This is a genomic window from Enterococcus sp. DIV0755f, assembly GCF_051713725.1.
GTDB lineage: Bacteria > Bacillota > Bacilli > Lactobacillales > Enterococcaceae > Enterococcus_D > Enterococcus_D casseliflavus.
The window spans coordinates 782,838-798,942 of record NZ_JBIOQL010000001.1 but is presented as its reverse complement, the minus strand read 5'-3'; the positions used below and the strand labels follow the sequence as shown (position 1 = coordinate 798,942).

Here is a 16,105-nt window from a genome sequence, read left to right as displayed (position 1 = left end):
AACTGTGCTAAAAAGTAAATAAAAAACGCAACGACAACGAGCAGCTTCTTTCGCCTCGTTGTCGTTGCGTTTTCTTTAAATCAAATGGTTTTCTTTCAACAGATCGCCAATGTAGGTATGTTCGGTTTTCTTAACGAAGCCTTCCAAGAGTTTCCGTTCGATAAACGGCAGCTCCATTTCTGTAATTTTTTTCTTATCGGTCAGATAATAGACAGCTTTGGCCAAAGTACGTAGATCATAAGCGGAAGCAAACACTTCTGGTACCCCACGTTCCACAGCTAATAGCTGATAAACAGCCTCCATTGCAGTCCGAACGGAATATTCTGTTGTAAAAACAGTGTCTCGTTCAGTCTCTGCGAAATTACCGATAAAAGCTAAGTTTTTGGAGCCATTTGGAATAACCAATGGCCGATCCCCTGGTTCACGCAGCATGAAGTAAGAAGTGATAAACGGCATGTAGACTGGAACTGCCACACTTGATTCTTTTGAAATGCGTTGGATTTCTGCTTCTGGCACGCCTAAATGGTAAAGCAGTTCTTGCACGATTTCTTGTCCAGAACATTGTTCAATTGGTTTTTTGATGTAGTTCCCTGGTGTATTTGACAACAAGCCATACACCCATGTGATCGTTTGTTGGTCTTTTTGTTCTTTAAAGTGCGGTTGGCGATGGGTCGCAAAGCTCATCATCCAATTGGAATCTTTGATGGTGATGATCCCGCCAGTGACGATTCTGCCTGTTCGTAACTTGCGATGGGTCAATTTTTCTAAATAAGGTTCCACATCAAAATTTTGCCAAGTCACGGTTGCCGAAACAAACCAGCTTTCTTCAGGTAAGTTTTCATAAAAGACTTCTGGATGACCAAACTCAGGCGATTGCGCCGCCAAGTTTTTCCATAAACGCCAGCTGCCACCAGGTGCTTTTGAGATAGGCGCTGGAGTATAATGGTCCCCTTGCGTGGAACTTTCAGTGATCGATCCGTTGGTAACAAAGACCAAGTCATCTTCTGATAAAGGAATTTCTTCGATTGCTCCCGCTTTTTCCAGCACAAGTTTTTGAGCAACTTTTTCCTCGCCCACGATCCGAACATCGATATTGCTGACGGTGCATTCATATTGGAAGTCAACTCCTTGTTCTTCCAAATAAGCAAGTAGTGGTTTGACCAATGACTCATATTGGTTGTAACGGGTAAATTTTAACGCAGTAAAATCAGGCAAGCCATCGATATGGTGCACAAAACGCAACACATAGCGGCGCATTTCAATCGCCGAATGCCATTTTTCAAAGGCGAACATCGTACACCAGTATAGCCAAAAATTAGATTCAAAGAATTCTTCGCCAAAAACATCTTCGATTTTTTTCCCGATCAATTGATCTTCTGAAGTCATAAATAATTGGGTTAATTCTTTTTGTGCTGTAGCAGACAAGGTAAATTCTCCATCATCTGCTGCTCGTTGGCCGCGATTGTGGATGATCCGACAGTTAGACGAATTTGGATCATCGTGGTCCAACCAGTAAAACTCATCTAGCACCGAAGCATCTTCCACCTCCAAAGATGGAATCGAGCGAAATAGATCCCACAGACATTCAAAATGATTTTCCATTTCTCGACCGCCGCGGGTCACAAATCCATCATGGGGAATGAATTTTCCGTCCAATGAACCGCCTGATAAAGAAAGTTCTTCAAGGACGTGGATTTTCTCACCCGCCATATGGCCGTCACGGATCAAGAAGACTGCCGCAGCAAGTCCTGCTAATCCCCCACCAACAATATAGGCTTCTTTCTTTTCGACATCTTTCGGTTTTCTGCTTCTTGCAAAAGCTTCGTAATTTCCGTTCGTATATCTCATGTAGATCCCTCCTAATATTGGTACGTTTTTATGGTATCAGTAACTATTTTTTTTGACAAAAATTTGTACTAGTAAAAACAAGTGATTTTGACAAATCGGCCTTTTTGTCAAAAAAACAGGGCAAAGCCCCACCTTTTAAAAAGATCTGCGCCCAACCCAAAAAAGCGCCCCTAAGAAAACTGATGGCAGCTTTCTTAGGGGCGCTTCTAACAAAGGACAAACCCTTTGCCTATTCAATGAAACATTTATTTCACTCGTAGAGCGAAGCTAGCAGTCGAAAAGCCTGATTGTGCTTCGGTGACTGTATAACCCGTGCTTGGCGCATGGATATAGCTTGTATTACTGGTAGCGATCGCTACGTGGTAGGTATTCCCTTTTTGACCCCAGAACAGCAAGTCGCCAGCTTGTGCTTGCGAGACAGGAATGATTGTCCCTGCGCTTTCTTGTGGGACTGTCCAATCACCGATGTTTTTGCCCGTCACTTTTAAGAAGACGTAGCGTGTAAACCCGGAACAGTCGAAGACATCTGGTCCTTTGCCTCCCCATTGATAAGGAGTGCCGATATGTTTTCTAGCTTCTGCAACGATCGCTGCTCCGTTCACGCTCATCGGAACATTGGTATTGCCTGCGTTGATATTGTTGCCAGGAGTCGTTGCACTGACTTCCTTCACATACGCTGCAGATACCCAGCCACCCGTTGATAACTTATACCAAGTGGCATTGCCATTGACTGACGTTCCTTGTTTTTGAGCGACTGCTTTGAAGGTCGCATTGCTGCCCAAACTGCTGACTACACTTGCAGAAGTCGATGCATTTGAGCGGACATTCATACCAGTGGTTGTTTGGAACGTTTTATTGATGGCTTGCTCACTCGCATTGCTTGAGCCGTTTGATGAACCAGTGTTGCTTGAACCTGTGTTTGAATTATTGTTATTACTTGTATTTCCAGAACTAGACGTGACGTCACGTACATATGCCGCTGTGATCCAGCCACCAGTCGATACTTTGTACCAAACATTGGTGCCGCCAACGGATGTGCCATTTTTCTGGGCAACGACCTTCACCGTCGTGCTGTTGCTTAGGCTGCCAACGACACTACCACTTGTTGAGGCACTCGAACGGACATTCAATGCCGCTGTTGTTTTCACATTCTTGTTGATAGCCGTTTCTGCAGAAACACTTGTGTTGCCGCCAGAAGAACTATTTCCTGTCGAACTGCTGGAAACATCTTTGACATAGGCCGCCGTGATCCAACCACCTGTGGACAATTTGTACCAAGTGGTCGTGCCATTCACCGACGTTCCACTCTTTTGTGCAACGACTTTCACCGTCGCATTGCTGCTTAGTCCACGTACGACACTAGAACTAGTCGTTGCATTTGAACGGACGTTCAATGCAGTGGTCGTTTTCACTGATTTCGAAATTGCTTTTTCCGATGAAGACGACGAATTGGACGAGCCTGTATTGGCAGAAGAAGAGCCTGAAGTGCTTTTCACATAAGCCCCTGAGATCCAGCCGCCTGTTGATAGCTTATACCATGTTGTATTGCCATTCACTGAGGTACCGTTCTTTTGAGCCACCGCAGTGATTGTTGTATTTGCTCCTACACCACTTACGATAGAGGCACTTGTTGAAGCATTTGAACGAACATTCAGTGAAGCTGTTGTTTTAAATTGTCGATTGATCGCCGTTTCAGCTGACGATCTGGCAAGAGTAGCAGTTGTGTTGGTTGATGACGAAGCGTTCGTCGTTTCGGTCGCATGAGCAAGAGACGTAAAGACACCTGAAGTCGATGCTAACGCTGCTGTGATACCCAATCCTTTTTGTACGAAAAGGGACCGTTTTTGTTTCACTAAACGCTTACGTTTGATTTTCCGAGATTCCAATAAAACACCCCCTGTACCCCATTTTAACAAAAATTAATATTTTTTGATATTGTTTTCGTTTTGTATTTTTTTACTTTACGTTTAATAAAACGTGTCATTTATTTTCCTGCGTTATTCTTTTTGATTACTTTCTCTTTGATGTTGCTCAATGGCACTCTATTTACAAAGATTTCTATAAACTAGAGAAAAACGCTATTTCATTCAACGTTATTTTAATTCGCGAATAAAAACAGGATTTTTTTTGCAAACAAACCCACTTTTTGAAAAACAAGACTGTTATTTGAATAACATTTCTTTCCTGATTCCCTTTTTCAAAAATCGATACTAAAACCACCCATTTATCATTCCTTTTTTACACGAGGGATTCTGTGAAAAAATTGTTTCAAAAAGAACGCTGCTTTCACCTGTGTGATCGACGCTTAGATGAAATCCTGTTACATCGCTTCCAACCGGATGCGAATTTCTTAATAGAGAAGTCCCTCATCTCTGCCAAAAGAAATATTTTCACAATGTATTTTACAAGAAAGATTATAACACCAAGGATAAAACCAAGGATTTGCATAAGTTTGTGAAATCATGCTATACTTAAAAAAAGGAAGAGGTGACCGAGTATGAAAACAAAGACGAAAGAAAAAGTGTATGCTGAACGACAACATAACTATAAAACGAAAAAAGAAGAGATTTTCAAAAAAGCCTTAGATTCCGTACCGACCACAGACAAGAAAAAAGAAGAACAGAAAAAGAAAGCGTAGACTCCTGCGTTTTCTTTTTCTGTTGATTTATAAAAAAGACGAGACTTCACCGATTTTGGCGAATCTCGTCTTTTTTGACAATTACTATTTTTGTCTAAAAAATACTTAGTCCGATCACTTTTTTTGAACTTTGTTGGGTTCGATATAGATTGTAGGATTACCCAATGCAGAGTGGGAATCCATGAAAGCTAAGATTATTATAGCGATAAAATTTTCATGCCAGCTCTTCACCATTGGTCGCTATCACTTTTTGATACCAATAAAAAGAGTCTTTACGAATTCTTTCCAAGGTTCCTTTTCCATCATCATCAAGATCCACGTATATAAACCCATAACGCTTCGACATTTCACTTGTACTAGCACTGACTAAGTCGATGCATCCCCAAGGAGTATAGCCCATCACCTCAACTCCTTCTTGAATCGCTATACCGATTTGCTCGATATGGTCACGTAAATAATCAATTCGATACGCATCGTGAATCCGTTTATCCTCTGTCACCACATCCTCAGCACCTAAACCATTCTCAACGATAAAGAGAGGGACTTGATAACGCTGATACATTTTTTTCATGGTGATTCGTAAACCTACTGGATCGATCTGCCAGCCCCAATCACTTGCTTTTAAGTAAGGATTCTTGATGGATCCAAAAAGATTCCCGCCAGTTTCTTCTTTTGATTCTCCTACAACCATTGACATATAATAACTAAAGGAAAGAAAATCCACTGTTCCTTCTCTCAAAATATCACGATCGCCTTCCTGAACGTCGATCACAATTCCATTCTCTTCAAAAAATGAATCCATATATGCTGGATATTCTCCACGTATTTGAACGTCAGTATAAAAGAAATTCATTTCATCTGCTTTTACAGAAGCCAAAACATCTTGCGGATTACATGTTTCAGGATACGCCTCCATTCGAGCCAACATACAACCGATTTTGGCATCTGGGATAATTTCATGGCATTTCTTTACAGCCAAAGCACTTGCAAGGAACTGATGATGTCCTGCTTGATATTGTGCTGCTAACATATTGTCAATTCCGTCTGCCAAAATCCCTCCACTCAGATAACCAGTCATCCCAATTATATTGATTTCATTAAACGTCAACCAATATTTGACCTTATTCTTGTAACGGTTAAACAGCGTTTCTGCATAGCGAACAAAATGATCAATAGTATCCCGTGAGAGCCAGCCATTTTGAGTCAGCGCTAAGTGCAATGGGAACTCGTAATGTGAGATCGTCACCAACGGTTCGATTCCATGCTTTAGACACTCATCAAAGACTGCATCGTAAAAGGCTAAACCAGCTTCATTGGGTTCTTGGTCATTGCCATTTGGAAAGATCCTTGGCCAAGAGATTGATAAACGAAATGTTTTAAATCCCATCTCTGCCATAAGCGCGATGTCTTCTTTGTATCGATGATAAAAATCGATACCATGCCTTTTTGGATAATGTCCCTTTTTATCCTTCATAGCAAATTCGACTTGGTCTCTAGTCATAGGTTCCCCTAACAGCATTTGTGTCCGTGCCTCTTTTCCAATGTAAAGGGCAGTATCCGCAGTTGACCATCCTTTTCCATCCTCAAGAAATGCTCCTTCTAATTGATTCGCAGCAGTTGCGCCACCCCATAAAAAATTATCTGGAAATCGTTTATTCATTCTGTTCGCTCCTTTATTCTTGTTCTGCTACTACACCAAATTGTTCCTCTTGTTCCGCCAACGCTTCTTTGGCGATCAATTGTTTTTCATATGCTTTGAAAAATGGATAATAAATTAAGCCTGCAGGAATCAACATTAGATAATCCCAGATAGCATTTTGCCATTTGAGCGTACTGAGATAACTTGCCATCCCCATTGGCAGCAAAGCAGAAATGGAAATCCAACCAGGTGTTAGAAAACCGATTCGATAGCCAATTAATGTCAGTAACATCACCACAGGAATATTTAGCACATATGGAATACAAATGATTGGATTGTACATAATCGGCATACCAAAAGTCAGCGGTTCATTGATGTTAAACCATCCTGGCACAGCTGCGATTTTTGATATCGCGCTGATTTGTTTCGATTTTGATTTTAAACCCATTAAAGCTAGTGGTAACGTGTTCCCTGTTCCTCCGGCAATTGCCATCCCACCAAACAAAGCCACGGGATAAAAAACGAGTGGCTCGCCTGCAGCAGCAGCAGCGCCATTTGCGGTTGCAGCTTGGATTCCAAGAGGCATAATAATCGGCACTAAGATCATCGTGCCATGAATCCCAAAACACCATAATAACGCTGCAAATACACACATGATAAACATCCCAACGGTGGAAGACAATGCAGACAATGGAATGCCTAAAAGCGCCATAAAACCAGAGGCAATCGTGTAATTGCCGTTGGTAAAGATATCTACCGCAGCACTGCACGCTAAGAAAAAGCAGGCGCTAATTGCTAACGGTACGATCGAGGCAAAGCCATCTTGTAAAAATGGCGGTACTACGTCTGGCATTTTGATGCGAATATTATGATCCGCACAATATTTTTCAATTTGAACAGAAAGGAAGACAACAACAAATCCGATAAACATACCAGTCGATCCTAAGTAAGTCATATCGATACTAGTAACTCCTGCTTCACTGATCATTAACGTGCCAGCAACCAAGAAAAAACAAATCAATGCATCAACTGCATTCATGATGGGCGACTTCATTTTTAAGTTTTTGGCATAATTAAAAGAAAATAGAATGACGACCCATACAGATAAAAGGTCCATTGTGAACTTATAAGGCAGATAAATAATTTCGTAGAGCTGACTTTCCGCAGCAATCACATTAAACATCGTAGGACCTAAAACCGAAACAGTGATTTGAGAGATTGCCCCAACCATAATGATGCCCATCAAAGACATCATACATGCTTGCAAAGCTGCTAGAAACTTATTACTCCCGAGTTTCTGTCCAAAATCTTGTAATTTTATCATCACTGGACTATCAAAAAGTTTTTCCATATTATGATCCACACTCCTTTTATTATTGTGTCTTACTTTTGACCATACAATTTCGTTGCGAGCTTCATAATATTCGAGCAATTTGCCATTGCATAATCAAAAGATGGAATGGCTTCAGTTGGCAAACCAGTATTTTCCACGATTTCTTTCAAACGATAAGAGACCTGTGGTCCCACCATCACTACATCATACTCTTGATAAACATCCTGATATTCCGATAGTCCGACGGCCTTAATGTCTAACTCCATATCATTTTCTTTCCAGTACTTACTCATTTTTTGCATCAAAATACTGGTAGACATACCTCCAGCACAAACCAATAAAATTTTCATCTTCTTCATGAATTTCCCTTCTTTCCATTTTATTTTTGATAGAATCGAATGATTTCTTTGATCAATTCATTGGCTAACATACTTGTCATAAAATGATCCTGTGAGTGTATCAATAGGACATTGATTTCTTGCTTTTCCCCCCTTGCTTCTGAAAATAATAGCTCTGTTTGTGCCTGATGGGCTTTTTTGATCGCATCATCCGATTTTCTCAATAAAAGATTACATTCTTCCAAATTGCCGTTACGCGCTTCCTCTAATGCTTGGAATGCATAGGAACGCCCATCTCCTGAGTTAGCAATCAAGTTCATGGCTGCCGACTCTGTATTGTTTATTTTTTCCATAGTGACTCTTCCTTCCCAATTTTTTTCTCACTTACAAAATCAAAACTATCATAAACACCTTTTTAATCAAGCGCTTACATTTCGAGAAAAAAATTTTTTATACACTAAGTTTCACAAAAACAACCTTTAAAATCTGAAAAAATCAAAATAATACCTTCATTCATCCATTTCTATAACTAGTGTATAAAGAAGTAAATCAATTTCTTCCTACTGTATAATCCTATAAAATAGTTGTATAAAATTTGTCAATTTCTAGAAAATACCGTCGGTTGCACCCTCAATTAATTCCCCCTATAATACACTCATGAAAATCAAACGAACGTTACAAATAAGCGAAAACGAATTCTATGACTATCTTGAAAGTGAACTCATTCGCGAATGTCAGCTCACGAAAACAAAGATTGAGAAAGGACTGAATTACAAAAAAACTGATTCCAAAACCCAAATGGAAATTTCAGTTTTCGTGATCAACTATATTCGTGGCACACTTTATGAAGTCAAAATCTCCTCTTCCTATGAGACATATTTTCTTAAGTACACAACACAAGAAAATGAAAACGGTTTAGAGATACAATTCGAACAGCACATCGAAAGTTTTGAAATGAAAAAACAAAACCGACTGATGCGGCTCTTTAGCGAAGGTGTCTATTTAGGAAGAATGTCTGATACTCTATTCGATATCCAAAAAAAAATCCATGAGAAGAGGAGGACTAATTTGTCCTGATGAATTGACATAGAATGGGGATAGGCGATTTCTAAGCCAATACATTGAGAATGTTTCAAAGGAGTAAAACTATGAGTAGAATGAAAGCTATCGTATTTGACTTTATCCAAAATCAAATCTACACCAATCAAGAACAAGTGAATGGTCTGACTACAAAGCAGGTTGCTGAGGCATTGAACCTACAAAGATCGAATGCCAGCACCCTTCTTAATCAACTTGTTCAAGAAAAGAAGTTAGTGAAATCCACATCGAGACCTGTTCTCTATTCTTTAGCAGAACCAATCGCTGAAAAGGATGCATTTGACGTCATCATTGGTGCCAATCAAAGTCTTAAAAATGCGATTCAATTGGCAAAAGCCGCCGTCTTATATCCAAAAAATCCATTAAATGTGCTGATTCAAGCCAAACCAGGCTGTGGTACTAGTTACTTTGTTGATACACTAGTAGATTTTGCCAAACAGCGACAGGTGCTGACTAAAGAAGCTCCTTATATAAAAATTAATTGTCGAAATTATTCCAAAGATCCTCATTTGCTTGATGAGGATCTTTTCGGAACCAACGAGGATTATGCCAATAGCGTATTTGAGAAAGCTTGGTCTGGTATTCTTTTTCTAGAAGCATACGATTCATTAAACACGAAGCAGCAAAACAAAATTTTAGATTTTTTAAACAACAAAATCCCCCTATTTCAAGAAAAAAAGCAATCTCAGCCGAATAATGTGATGGTGATCTTATCAATCATGCCTTCAAAAGAACTTTTAATTAATCAAGCGATTCCACTGACGATCGAATTGCCTGAAATAGAGAAGCGCTCCTATAAAGAACGTTTTGACTTGATCAATCATTTCTTTTCCAGAGAAGCCGTTCATTCTAGACGTACAATCGTTGTTCCCTCAGAAGTGATCCGAGGTCTATTGTTAGCAAATTTTTCTTATCAAGTAAAAGAGCTGAAAATGGATATTACAGCTGCTTGTGCCAAAGGGTATGTTCGCGTAATCAATGAGGGTGACCAAGATATTGCTCTTTCCCTCGCTGATTTCAAACCAGAAATCAAACAGAGCTTGTTACGGGTGAAAGAAAATGCGATGGTTTTCGACGAGCTATTCGGAAATGTTGAGCATATTATTTATGATAAGAATGAGGGTTACTTAAAAGAATTTGGAAAAAATGAACGCTTATACCTTTATGAGGAGATTCGCAATCAATATCAATCACTTTCGGAGAGCGGCATCAATGAATTAACGATCACTCCCCTAATGAACAAGTATGTGCAAAATCTTTTTAATAAGTACAACTATTACAATGTCTTTGATGATCAATATAACATTACTCAATTAGCAAAAATCGTCGATGCTAAAGTCATTCAAATTGTTGATTTCTGGCTAAAAACCTGTAAAAAGGAACTCAACAGAGAATTTAAATCAAGCGTATTTTATGGGCTTTGTCTTCATATCAACTCCTTATTGACACTGGCTTCCAATCGACAAACCCTCTCGCAAGAGGAAGTCACTCAATTTATTCAACAATACCCTGAGGAATATGCGCTAAGTGTTCAGCTTTCGATTGAATTAAAAAAGCAGCTCAACTTGAATTTACCAAAAGATGAGATCATTCTGATTTTACTTTTTCTGATTAACCAAGAGCAGACTCAATTAACAGGTCATCCAGTATTGTTATATATCATGCATGGAAATCGAACAGCTTCTTCATTGGCTGAAACAACAAACATGCTGACTCAGACAAATAACATCTATAGCTACGACATGAAACTTGATAGCACACCTCGCCAGTCGATGATCGAAATTAAACAAGTCATCAAACGAATTGATCAAGGACAAGGTGTGATCGTTCTTTATGATATGGGTTCAATAAAAACGATTGTTGAAACGATCGCTGAGGAATTAAATTGTAAGCTTCGACTGATTTACTTACCTATAACTCTTATCGGCATCGAAGCAGCTCGAAAAAGTGCAATGGAAACCGATATTGATTATGTCTATCACACGGTCAGTATGAGTATGAACGACTTGTTACAAAAAGCGGAAAAAGGATATGAATTGATCATTACTTTATGCCATACCGGAGAAGGAGGCGCAGAACAACTAAAACGGTACATCGAAAGTTACTCGAAACTTGGTATGAAAGTTAAAGCACTGGCTATCTCTTCGAGAAATGAACTAATCAAAGAAGTGAGTAACTTAAAGAAAGTCTATAAAGTACATGCTTTTGTCGGGACTTATGATCCTAACATTTTCGGTATTCCCTTTATCTCAATTGGGAAAGTATTTGAGACACCAAAGGAAACACTCGATCGCTTACTTTTATTTGAGCCCGTAAAGACGCAATTCTTTGATTACACAGAAGTCTATAATTACTTAGCTGATTCGTTCAAGTATACCGACATTGGCAAATTAAAAATGGTCTTGCCAGAAGTCATTGATGAGATTTGCGCCCTTTATCCTCTTTCCCTTGATCAATCCATTGGCTTATTCATGCACTTAGCTTGTCTGATCGAACGGTTATTAGAAAATCGTTCACCCAACATTGCCAAAGCAAATCTCGCTGTAATGAAAACATTTAAGCAAGATGCTTTGATTATTGCAAAGATCTTAAGAAAATTAGAAAAAAGCTTCGATGTTTTGATCAACGATTTGGAACTTTCCACTATCCTTCTCATCATCAAAAAACTCTAAACATACAATATTTAGTAGGCGAAAATAAGTTCTCCTAATATTTGGTGGGTAACCCTTTTGACATGGGTATAACAAAAAAAACTCTCTATGTTCCTTCATTGATAAAGGATCATAGAGAGATTTCATTATTCTATTACTTCATTACTTAACTCACTCCATATTTTTTTGTAAACACATGATGCTCCCTATAACTGCCATAAATCCTACTAGCTCCACCACTGTGAAGTGATCATGAAAAACAATGATCGATAAGAAAGCAGCCAGCAGTGGCTCAACTGCTGTTAAAACTGTTGCAAGTGTTGAGGATAAATAGCGTAAACTTGTTAAAAAAATCAAGTACGCTAGTGCTGTTCCAAATAAAATGACCACCAGCAAATAAAGAATTACTTGAACGTTCAGTTGACTACCGATCTGCCACATTGGATGAACCACATTCCCCAAGCCTCCACCAATCAACATCCCCCAGCCGACAATTGGTAAACTCCCATATTTTTGCAAGAGTTTACGCGGCTGTATAGAATAAAAAGCTAGTGATATCGCTGATGCTAACCCCCAGCCTAGTGCAGATTGGGAAGTCGCTAATTGCTCAATCTGTCCTTTTGATGCCACAGCCGTCACACCAAGTAAGGTTACCAATAACCAGAAACATGTCTTTAAAGAGGGGAGCTGCCTTTTGGCTATCGCGGCATAGAGTAAAACAAAGAAAGGTCCTGTATATTGAATAATCGTTGCAAACGAAGCATTGCTTTGCTCAATCGTTTTAAAGTAGGTAAATTGAACGAGAAACATGCCTAAGAAAGAAAACAAGAGCAGCTGAATGAAGTCCTTTTTCTCCCGAAATGGGGAAATCAATCGGGCGCGATCCTTTAACCCAATGCTTAGCAACAAACACCCTGAAAGAACCAATCGTGTTGAAACGAGCCAATTTGCTGAAATACTATATTTCGTAAATAAAATTTGTCCAGCGATGCCAGAAACTGCCCACAAAGCTGCTGCTGAACAAGCATAAACAATCCCAACTGTTTTTTTCATAAAAACACCTTTTGTCTTTCACTTTACTTTGTTAGTATTATACCGAATCAGATAGTGAACTTTTGTCAATATCCTGATTGTTTTTAACACTATTCTGTAAAAAGGTGGTGCGGTATGTACTTTGAACGCACAGAAGAAAACGAAGAAACGACCAAACATACAACTACAAATCGCTCCTTCGCAATTTATCAACGTTGCTTGCAACAAAAGCGTGGCGACCAATTGCCTCTGCATTGGCACGACGAGCTGCAAATTGTATGGGTCGAAGAAGGTAGCTTCGTGTATACGATAGACGACGAGCAAATTTTGCTAAGCAAGAATGAGGCGATCATTATTAATAGCCGTGTACTCCATGGTGCTGTTTTAGCTTCAGAAAACGTCCGATATTGCTGCTTTGATTTTTCTTCAGGCTTTATCGCTGACCCTGTTTTTAAAGAAGCGATCGAACAATTAGTCCACGATCGCACCCGCAGCTATCGGCGCTTAACCTTAACCGCCCAACATCAAGCATTTGTTCAAACCGTGCGTCTGCCTCTGCTTATTGAACAACGATTTACTCTCTATGAATTGTTTTTAGCTGCCCTTTCACAGCTAATGGCTGCAAGACCTGCTTCACCAAAGAAAGAAACTATCTACTTAATGCTGGCATTTGTCCATGAGCATTATCAAGAACCATTAACGGTTCCTGCGATCGCTAAAGCTGCTGCCATCAATACACGTACTTGTACCGCCCTTTTTCGGCAATACACGACATTGACCCCAATCAACTATCTGATTGATTATCGATTGTCTCAAGCCAAAAACCTATTGATCGAAACGGATGAGCCGATCTCAACCATCTGCTACCACGTTGGCTTCAATCACTTGAGCTACTTTAGCAAAAGATTTCAGCGTAAATTTGGTTTAACGCCGCTACAGTATCGCAAGACCTATCGCGAAGATGATAGAAATTAGCTGATCGGTACCAACAGAGCCTCTCATCTAGATAAATTTTGCTATATTCTATAAGCGTTTCAGTACTTTTTTCACTTTTACGCTCATTGGTCCATAAGAATCTCTTTGAAATCCTTTTCTAAAAACCACACACCCAATATTTAGTAGGCGAAAACATGTTCCTACAACATATTGTGGATAAACCTGTTGAAACTGTGCATAACTAAAAAGCCTGCGATTTTTTCGCAGACTTTTTTATTTATTGACAAGCTATTATTATTCTAGAGATAAATAATAGCTCACATTATCTGGTAGCGGTTTAAAGCCATTCTTTTTATAAAAATCCGCTGCTGGCATACTTTCTTCAGTATCTAACAGGATCGTTGGGATCTCTTTCTTGAGCAGATCCTCTTTGATCCTTTCTAAAAAAGTGGAACCAAGGCCTTTTCCTTGGTGCGTGCCAGTAATTAAAAAAGTATCGATCACATACTCTTTTCCTTGATACCAGGGCTTGATAAAGCCTAATGAAAGGCCAATCAATTCATTCGATGCTCGGTCTGTTAGTCGATAACCAATAAAAGTATTCATTGCCATCATTGATGATACATAGTCGGTGATTTGCGGCACTGTCAATTGGTCATTCCATGGTTCTGCTGAAAATACAGCAATATAGTGGTCCACGACTTCTGCTAAATCCGCCGTGGTTAATTCACGCATGCTTACGTTCTTTTCCATCCTATCTCCTGCTTCCATTTCTATTTCGGTAAGGGCCTATACTCGAGGAATCCACTAGTTTTTGTGCGTGTATCATTTATCGATTCGTTTGGCATAGCCATTGCCATAACTCGTATAACGACGCTTTTGGTTGACGGCCATTTTTTTATGAATCTCTGCTTCAAGATCGATGGAAAGGATTTCCGCTATCCCAAGAAGATAAATCGCCACATCCGCCAATTCTTCTCCTACCTCTTGTTGCTTCCGATACGCGTCAAAGGCTTCCCCTACTTCACCATATAAAGCCAAAAACTCTTTTTCAATATTTGTGACATTGAATTGGTGATCAATCTTGTTTTGATAAATCGCTTTTTGCATTTCTGAAAGTTTCATAGTCGCTCCTTTTGGGATAGTATACCATTTAATTAAAGTTCAAAATAGAAACTTAGTAAAAAATCACCTCAAAAAATAGTGACCCCCAAAACGTTAGAATTTTGTTCTAACTTTTGTAGGTCACTCTAGTATAGGATTCATCCTGTTTTGTTTATTCTGCCCGCTCCAATTCAGCAGATTTGATTGCAACCCGTTGAGCGATTTTTAAAAATGGAAAATAGATTGCTACACAGACGACGATGATGATCACTTGAACCAAAACAACTTTAAAATCCCCTTTTGATGCCAACAATGCACTAAGAATTGGTGGTGTCGTCCAAGGAACCATCACAGAAAGTGGCTCAATGAATCCTACTGCGGTAGCAAAGTAGCCAATCAACGTCGCCACAATTGGACTTGCAACGAAGGGAATGATCATGGGTAAATTGAAGACGATCGGTAAACCAAAGATGATTGGCTCGTTGATATTAAAAATACCCGGAGCTAGGGATAGATTGACGACATCCCGAAAAGGTTGGTAATTGCGGACGAATAAGAGCACTGCAATGATCAAGCTGATCGTAAATCCAGTCCCGCCTAGTTGTGCGAAAACCGTCACGAATGCTGAATTTAAGATATTGGGTGGCGTAGCGCCTTCTTGCACGGCTTGCATGTTTTCATTCATATTGACTAACAGCAATGGATCTAACAAGGTGCCATTGATGACGGTTTGGTGAATGCCTAAAGTAAACAAAAAATTGCCCGTTGAATAGATGATCAAGAACCCAAAAATCGATGTGTTCAATAAACGCAGTGGTTCTTGGATCACTGTTGAAATGATTTGAATCAGGTCGGTATCAAAGGCTGCTAGCACGGTCGCAACTACGGCAAAGAAGGAAATCACCAAAATAGCAGGGATCAACGTGCTGAAGGATTTGCTGACGGCAGGAGGAACTTGATCCCCTAAATTGATTTTTAGGTGCTTGTTTTCTGACAGTCGAATAAATAATTCCGTGGCAACTAACCCACAAATGATTCCAGAAAACATCCCTTTGGTCCCGACATCGTCAAATAGCATCACACCACTGATGGTCACTTCTGCTTGAGCGCCTTCTGGCATCACGGCATGAGCCATCGCCAACATGACCACTAAGCAAGTCGTTGCCACAAAGGTTGCATTGATGGCGCTCGGATTGTTTTTGTTGCGGCAAAGAAAATAAGCGATCATCGGGGCGATCAGCAGACCGGCGATATTCAATGTTCCATTGGTGATGGAATTGCCAAACACTTGCATTCGCGCCAAGGCAGCCCCTTCTAAAAACCATGGAAAGAAGACATTATTAAACAACACAGCGATCCCTGCGATAATAAAGGCAGGCATTAAGGTCGCAAACGCATCACGAAGACTTTTGAGATGAACCTGATTGCCGAGACGGACCGAAAACTCTGTAAATTTATCTAAAAACGTGCGCTTTTCTGCTGCCATTT

Annotated in this window: 14 protein-coding genes; 4 read left to right on the top strand and 10 right to left on the bottom strand. The window is 39.8% G+C overall.

What is annotated here, in order from left to right; all coding sequences use genetic code 11:
• Positions 1 to 75: 75 nt before the first annotated feature.
• Complete coding sequence (locus IGI73_RS03655; protein ID WP_087627042.1) at positions 76 to 1,848, bottom strand: oleate hydratase; 1,773 nt, start codon at positions 1,846 to 1,848, stop codon at positions 76 to 78.
• 245 nt (positions 1,849 to 2,093) lie between these two features.
• Complete coding sequence (locus IGI73_RS03650) at positions 2,094 to 3,734, bottom strand: SH3 domain-containing protein (RefSeq protein WP_428207291.1); 1,641 nt, start codon at positions 3,732 to 3,734, stop codon at positions 2,094 to 2,096.
• A gap of 611 nt (positions 3,735 to 4,345) precedes the next feature.
• Here IGI73_RS03650 and IGI73_RS03645 point away from each other — a divergent pair.
• Positions 4,346 to 4,486, top strand: coding sequence for a hypothetical protein (locus IGI73_RS03645; protein WP_005237363.1), 141 nt, complete (start codon positions 4,346 to 4,348; stop codon positions 4,484 to 4,486).
• A 214-nt stretch (positions 4,487 to 4,700) separates the two neighbouring features.
• On the opposite strand, the gene IGI73_RS03640 is transcribed toward IGI73_RS03645, so the two are convergent.
• The 4 genes from IGI73_RS03640 to IGI73_RS03625 are packed head-to-tail and all read right to left on the bottom strand — an operon-like array spanning position 4,701 to position 8,149.
• Entirely contained in the window at positions 4,701 to 6,146 is a 1,446-nt protein-coding gene (locus IGI73_RS03640; RefSeq protein WP_128489024.1) for a glycoside hydrolase family 1 protein, read from the bottom strand.
• A 13-nt stretch (positions 6,147 to 6,159) separates the two neighbouring features.
• A complete protein-coding gene (locus IGI73_RS03635) occupies positions 6,160 to 7,476 on the bottom strand; it encodes a PTS sugar transporter subunit IIC (protein ID WP_185953316.1) in 1,317 nt (438 codons plus the stop codon).
• A gap of 32 nt (positions 7,477 to 7,508) precedes the next feature.
• Complete coding sequence (locus tag IGI73_RS03630) at positions 7,509 to 7,817, bottom strand: PTS sugar transporter subunit IIB (RefSeq protein WP_005225316.1); 309 nt, start codon at positions 7,815 to 7,817, stop codon at positions 7,509 to 7,511.
• Between the two features lie 20 nt (positions 7,818 to 7,837).
• On the bottom strand, positions 7,838 to 8,149 hold the full coding sequence (locus IGI73_RS03625) for a PTS lactose/cellobiose transporter subunit IIA (protein WP_005225315.1): 312 nt from the start codon (positions 8,147 to 8,149) through the stop codon (positions 7,838 to 7,840).
• Positions 8,150 to 8,453: 304 nt separating this feature from the next.
• Here IGI73_RS03625 and IGI73_RS03620 point away from each other — a divergent pair, with 304 nt between their 5' ends.
• Positions 8,454 to 8,873 (top strand): DUF3284 domain-containing protein, encoded by a 420-nt coding sequence (locus IGI73_RS03620; protein WP_005225314.1) that lies wholly within the window; start codon positions 8,454 to 8,456, stop codon positions 8,871 to 8,873.
• A 71-nt stretch (positions 8,874 to 8,944) separates the two neighbouring features.
• The gene (locus IGI73_RS03615; RefSeq protein WP_087627037.1) at positions 8,945 to 11,566 is read left to right on the top strand and encodes a PRD domain-containing protein; all 2,622 of its coding nucleotides are present in this window, start codon (positions 8,945 to 8,947) and stop codon (positions 11,564 to 11,566) included.
• A 150-nt stretch (positions 11,567 to 11,716) separates the two neighbouring features.
• Here IGI73_RS03615 and IGI73_RS03610 read toward each other — a convergent pair whose 3' ends face one another.
• The gene (locus IGI73_RS03610; RefSeq protein ID WP_428207292.1) at positions 11,717 to 12,598 is read right to left on the bottom strand and encodes a DMT family transporter; all 882 of its coding nucleotides are present in this window, start codon (positions 12,596 to 12,598) and stop codon (positions 11,717 to 11,719) included.
• Positions 12,599 to 12,712: 114 nt separating this feature from the next.
• Between IGI73_RS03610 and IGI73_RS03605 the strand changes: the two genes are divergently transcribed.
• Positions 12,713 to 13,552 carry an AraC family transcriptional regulator gene (locus IGI73_RS03605; RefSeq protein ID WP_074932463.1) on the top strand — a complete coding sequence of 280 codons (840 nt, stop codon included), beginning with the start codon at positions 12,713 to 12,715 and terminating at the stop codon, positions 13,550 to 13,552.
• 255 nt (positions 13,553 to 13,807) lie between these two features.
• Here IGI73_RS03605 and IGI73_RS03600 read toward each other — a convergent pair whose 3' ends face one another.
• The 3 genes from IGI73_RS03600 to IGI73_RS03590 all read right to left on the bottom strand — a co-directional run bounded on the left by IGI73_RS03600 (position 13,808) and on the right by IGI73_RS03590 (position 16,103).
• Complete coding sequence (locus tag IGI73_RS03600) at positions 13,808 to 14,266, bottom strand: GNAT family N-acetyltransferase (RefSeq protein ID WP_005225310.1); 459 nt, start codon at positions 14,264 to 14,266, stop codon at positions 13,808 to 13,810.
• Between the two features lie 72 nt (positions 14,267 to 14,338).
• On the bottom strand, positions 14,339 to 14,638 hold the full coding sequence (locus IGI73_RS03595) for a hypothetical protein (protein ID WP_428207293.1): 300 nt from the start codon (positions 14,636 to 14,638) through the stop codon (positions 14,339 to 14,341).
• A gap of 151 nt (positions 14,639 to 14,789) precedes the next feature.
• Entirely contained in the window at positions 14,790 to 16,103 is a 1,314-nt protein-coding gene (locus tag IGI73_RS03590; protein ID WP_016620624.1) for a PTS sugar transporter subunit IIC, read from the bottom strand.
• Positions 16,104 to 16,105 lie beyond the last annotated feature (2 nt).

What these genes read in the sequence shown, in the direction of transcription:
- IGI73_RS03655 (WP_087627042.1), bottom strand. Translation starts at nt 1,848, where the DNA reads ATGAGATATACGAACGGAAATTACGAAGCTTTTGCAAGAAGCAGAAAA.
- IGI73_RS03620 (WP_005225314.1), top strand. Translation starts at nt 8,454, where the DNA reads ATGAAAATCAAACGAACGTTACAAATAAGCGAAAACGAATTCTATGAC.
- IGI73_RS03645 (WP_005237363.1), top strand. Translation starts at nt 4,346, where the DNA reads ATGAAAACAAAGACGAAAGAAAAAGTGTATGCTGAACGACAACATAAC.
- IGI73_RS03590 (WP_016620624.1), bottom strand. Translation starts at nt 16,103, where the DNA reads ATGGCAGCAGAAAAGCGCACGTTTTTAGATAAATTTACAGAGTTTTCG.
- IGI73_RS03600 (WP_005225310.1), bottom strand. Translation starts at nt 14,266, where the DNA reads ATGGAAAAGAACGTAAGCATGCGTGAATTAACCACGGCGGATTTAGCA.
- IGI73_RS03630 (WP_005225316.1), bottom strand. Translation starts at nt 7,817, where the DNA reads ATGAAGAAGATGAAAATTTTATTGGTTTGTGCTGGAGGTATGTCTACC.
- IGI73_RS03605 (WP_074932463.1), top strand. Translation starts at nt 12,713, where the DNA reads ATGTACTTTGAACGCACAGAAGAAAACGAAGAAACGACCAAACATACA.
- IGI73_RS03625 (WP_005225315.1), bottom strand. Translation starts at nt 8,149, where the DNA reads ATGGAAAAAATAAACAATACAGAGTCGGCAGCCATGAACTTGATTGCT.
- IGI73_RS03640 (WP_128489024.1), bottom strand. Translation starts at nt 6,146, where the DNA reads ATGAATAAACGATTTCCAGATAATTTTTTATGGGGTGGCGCAACTGCT.
- IGI73_RS03610 (WP_428207292.1), bottom strand. Translation starts at nt 12,598, where the DNA reads ATGAAAAAAACAGTTGGGATTGTTTATGCTTGTTCAGCAGCAGCTTTG.
- IGI73_RS03615 (WP_087627037.1), top strand. Translation starts at nt 8,945, where the DNA reads ATGAGTAGAATGAAAGCTATCGTATTTGACTTTATCCAAAATCAAATC.
- IGI73_RS03635 (WP_185953316.1), bottom strand. Translation starts at nt 7,476, where the DNA reads ATGGAAAAACTTTTTGATAGTCCAGTGATGATAAAATTACAAGATTTT.
- IGI73_RS03595 (WP_428207293.1), bottom strand. Translation starts at nt 14,638, where the DNA reads ATGAAACTTTCAGAAATGCAAAAAGCGATTTATCAAAACAAGATTGAT.